Source organism: Microbacterium sp. Kw_RZR3, from assembly GCF_029222405.1.
In the GTDB taxonomy this organism is placed as follows: domain Bacteria; phylum Actinomycetota; class Actinomycetes; order Actinomycetales; family Microbacteriaceae; genus Microbacterium.
Window position 1 is genome coordinate 1 of record NZ_JARHXC010000256.1, and the last position, 4,018, is coordinate 4,018.

At 62.6% G+C, this 4,018-nt stretch carries 4 protein-coding genes and 1 pseudogene; 3 read left to right on the forward strand and 2 right to left on the reverse strand.

What is annotated here, in order from left to right:
- Positions 1-198: 198 nt before the first annotated feature.
- Together P2P98_RS14340 and P2P98_RS14345 are read right to left on the reverse strand one after the other, a co-directional pair.
- On the reverse strand, positions 199-855 hold the full coding sequence (locus P2P98_RS14340; RefSeq protein WP_275800788.1) for a LysE family translocator: 657 nt from the start codon (positions 853-855) through the stop codon (positions 199-201).
- A gap of 127 nt (positions 856-982) precedes the next feature.
- Entirely contained in the window at positions 983-1,567 is a 585-nt protein-coding gene (locus P2P98_RS14345; RefSeq protein ID WP_275800789.1) for a dihydrofolate reductase family protein, read from the reverse strand.
- A 101-nt stretch (positions 1,568-1,668) separates the two neighbouring features.
- On the opposite strand from P2P98_RS14345, the gene P2P98_RS14350 reads away from it, so the two are divergent.
- From P2P98_RS14350 to P2P98_RS14360, 3 genes and pseudogenes are all read left to right on the forward strand, one after another.
- A complete protein-coding gene (locus tag P2P98_RS14350) occupies positions 1,669-1,989 on the forward strand; it encodes a nucleotide pyrophosphohydrolase (RefSeq protein WP_275800790.1) in 321 nt (106 codons plus the stop codon).
- A 202-nt stretch (positions 1,990-2,191) separates the two neighbouring features.
- A complete protein-coding gene (locus P2P98_RS14355; protein ID WP_345799725.1) occupies positions 2,192-3,724 on the forward strand; it encodes a DNA/RNA helicase domain-containing protein in 1,533 nt (510 codons plus the stop codon).
- Between the two features lie 41 nt (positions 3,725-3,765).
- Positions 3,766-4,018 (forward strand): annotated as a pseudogene (locus P2P98_RS14360) (hypothetical protein); the annotation flags it as partial.

The following is a 4,018-nucleotide window of genomic DNA, read 5'->3' on the forward strand; positions in this document are numbered from 1 at the left end:
GGCTCCGAGATTGCGGATTCTGGGATCACGCTATCGGGTGCCGGTACCGCTGCACGGTAGCCCCCGAGCCGAACTCCCACCGCTCGACGAGCTCGAGCCGTTCGCCGGTCCTTTCAAGAAGCCGAGGGCCCCGCCCCGCCACAACCGGACGCGCCGAGCGCCTGGAGCGGTACGAGCGTTGGGGTAGATCGCATTACCTCACGGACGCGCAGCTTTAGGCACCTCGACGGCGAGGAAGGTCGCGACCAGACCAAGCAGGCTTCCGGTGATGCGGCACTGCCACCTCGTCCAGGTGGGGCGTGTGTGGAGGAAGCGAGCGATCAACCCCGCAGCAATGACGATGGTGGCATTCACGGTGAGGCTGACCAGGATTTGGATGCCGCCGAGCGCGAAGCCCTGGGCTACGGCATAACCGACGCGTGAGTCGATGAATTGCGGGATCAACGCCAGGTACATGACGGCGGCCTTCGGATTCAGCAGGTTCGTGACGAGCCCCATACGGAACAACTTCCCCCTGGAATCCTGCGCAAGGGCGCGGGTTTCGAACAGCCCGGTCCCGCCCGGGCGCAAGGTCCGCCAGGCCAGGTAGGCGAGATAGGCGACACCCGCGGCTTTGAGGCCGACGTAAAGCCACGGGACGACCACGAAGACGACGGCGAGTCCCAGGTTGGCCATGGTCATGTAGACGAGGAATCCCACCCCGGTGCCGGCGAGCGATACCAGGCCAGCGGCCCGCCCCTGGGCGATACTCCGCGAGACGAGGTAGATCATGTTGGGGCCAGGCGTGAGCACCATGACCAGCGCCGCCAGGGCCATCCCGCCCGCCGCGCTCCAGGAAATGAGACCAATCAGCATCGCGCCAGCGCCGTCCGTCCGTGAGTCCTCACCACGGTGGCGTAACGGTATTATGCATCTCAACCCTTACAGCGGGACCCGGTGCTGGCGCCCCGCTGGCGCATGCTGATGCGCAAACGTGCCGCGGCTACTCGGTCGACGCGCCGGCCCCCGGGCTCTGAACCGGCCGATACCGCTGCACGGTAGCCCCCGAACCGAACTCCCACCGTTCGACGAGCTCGAGCTTCAGCTCCACGCCATCGAGCAGCCGCGGTACGCGACCGGCGATCACCGGATGCACGACGAACGTGTACTCGTCGATGAGCCCCGCCTCGGCGAGCGCCGCTGGCAACCGAACTCCGCCGAGCGAGATGCCCCGCCCCGGCCGCTCCTTCAGCCGCCGCACAGCCTCGACGACATCGCCGTCGAGAAGCTCAGCGTTCCAGTCGACCGCGTCGAGAGTCGCGGATGCCACCACCTTCCGCATCGGATCCATGACCTCCGAGAAGGCCACCTCACTGGCATCCATCCAGTCCGGCCACTCCCCCGAGTCGGGCTTGCGCCACGCGCCCTGCATCAGCTCATACGTCACGCGTCCGTAGAGGAGTGTGTCAGAGCGACGGAGCTCGTCGGTCCAGAACGCCATCGACTCCTCGTCGGGTGGGAGGCCCTCCTCGTGCGAGCAGCAGCCGTCGAGGGTGACGTTGATGGCGTAGCGGAGGGGCTGGGTCATGGAGGTCTCCTTCGACCTGGGCGGGAATGGGGTCAGGGTACTGGTGCTAGAAGTTTTCCGTGTAGATCCGGTCTGGCCCCGTCCTGCGTTACGGTCGCAGCGTGACCAGTGAACGTGTTCGAGAAGCGCTGTCCGAGTTCGTTCGCGAGCGTGACTGGGGGCAGTTTCATACGCCGGCAAATCTGGCGAAGAGCATCTCGATCGAAGCTGCCGAGCTTCTCGAATGCTTCCAGTGGAACGACGAGGCCGACGCCGCGCGCGTCCGGGAGGAGCTGGCGGACATCGTCACCTACTGCATCCTTCTCTCAGAGAAAATCCGAGTCGATCTCGACGAGATCGTCCTCGAGAAGCTCGCCGTGACACGTGCCAAGTACCCGGTCGAGACTGCGAAGGGGCGGAGCACGAAGTATGACGCCCTCTGAGATCGAACGGCTGGAATTCACGGGCTCAGCCATCTCGACATGGGCGTCCGATGACGAGCGCCGAAGAAATTGGCCGGTCGTCTATGTTCTCGACAACGCGGGTTCTATCGGATCCCCTTCTGTCTACGTGGGAGAGACGGTCAGCGCTGCATCCCGCATGCGTCAGCACCTTCAAAGCCCGTCGAAGGCGGGTTTTCGTCGCGTGCGCGTCGTCATCGACGACACCTTTAACAAGTCGGCCTGTCTCGACCTGGAATCACACCTGATTCGTTGGCTCGCTGGGGATGGTCAGTTCGCCGTCCTCAACGGCAACGAAGGGATCATTGACGCCCAGTACTACGCGCGCGAGCAGTACCGCGAGAGCTTCCGGGACATCTTCGAGCAGTTGAGGTCCGAGGGGGTTTTCCAACGCAGCATCCCGGAGATCGAGAACACTGACCTCTTCAAGCTCTCACCGTTCAAAGTTCTCACGAGAGAGCAGGCGATCGCCGTCGAGCAGATCGTCGAATCGCTGTTGGACGATGTCGCCAGCGGGGCGCGATCGAGCAGCGTGGTCGAGGGCAATCCTGGGACTGGGAAAACCATCGTTGCCATCTACTTGATGAAGCTGCTTGCGGACATCCGAGAATTCGAGGACAGCGATGAGATCGAACCTGATTCACTCTTCTCCGAGTTCTTCGTTCCCGAGAACCGAGAACTCCTGAGATCGGTTCGCGTTGGTCTCGTTGTACCTCAGCAGTCACTTCGCGAATCGATCAAGAAGGTTTTCGAGAAGACACCCAAGATCAGCGAAAACCAAGTTCTGAGTCCGTTCGATGTGGGCAAGTCACAAGAACCCTTCGACCTACTCATCGTCGACGAGACGCATCGGCTCAATCGGCGGGCGAACCAATCCTCGGGGGTGCGGAACCGAGACTTTGCCGAGATCAACCGCAGGCTTTTCGGATCCGATGACGTGAACAAGACCCAGCTCGATTGGATCCGGGCCCAGAGTCGTCATCAGATTCTTCTCATCGATGAGCGGCAGGCCGTGCGGCCTGCCGACCTGTCACGTGAGTCGCTCTCAGCCGAGATCGCCGAAGCGCAGCGAGCCCATCGACGCTTCCCGCTCGCGAGGCAGATGCGAGTTCGTGCAGACGCCGATTACATCGGATTCGTCCGGGCGATGCTACGCGGTGACGTCCAACCAGGAACCCGCCCGGACTTCGGTGAATACGATCTGCGCTTCTTCACAAGCGTTGTGGAGATGCAGGACGCCATCCGAGAGCGCGAGCGTGAGGCAGGTCTGGCGCGATTGGTCGCGGGGTACGCATGGGATTGGAAGACGCGTGGCAATAAGCCTGGGTATGACTTCGAGATCGAGGGTACCCAGTTCACATGGAACCGTACGGACAAGGATTGGATCAATTCCCCCGGCTCGACGCGCGAAGTGGGGTCCATCCACACGGTTCAGGGGTACGACCTCAACTACGCGGGCGTCATCGTCGCGGACGACCTGCGATATGACGCGAAGAACGACCGGGTGACTGTGAGCCGTGAGGCGTATCGCGACAGGAAGGGAAAGGAGAATCTCCGGACGCTGAAGAGGAACACCACCGACGAGGATCTCCTGGAACTGATCCAGAACATCTATGGGGTGCTTCTCACGCGCGGTGTCTTGGGGACATACATCTACGTCTGCGATCCAGCCCTTCGCGAGTACATTCAGTCGGCGCTAGCCCCGCCTCCTGCATAGAGGCGCTCACGTTCTACCAGTCCGTCTTCGGTGGCCACCTCGTGATCAACACGTACGCCGATCTCGGGATGCCTGCCGAGATCCTAGGCTCCGACAAGGTCGTCTTCGGCGTGGTCGCCTCCAAGAACGGATTCCGCGTGATCGCGAACCCCAATCTCAGTACCCGCTGGCGGGAGGGCGCCGACGGGAACGAGGTCGACAACACCTCCGTCCGCGGCGGCGGCGAAACGGCTACACCGATTACCCGTTCTTCCAGGACTGAACTCCGGATTCCAGGGCCTCGCGCACCCCTTT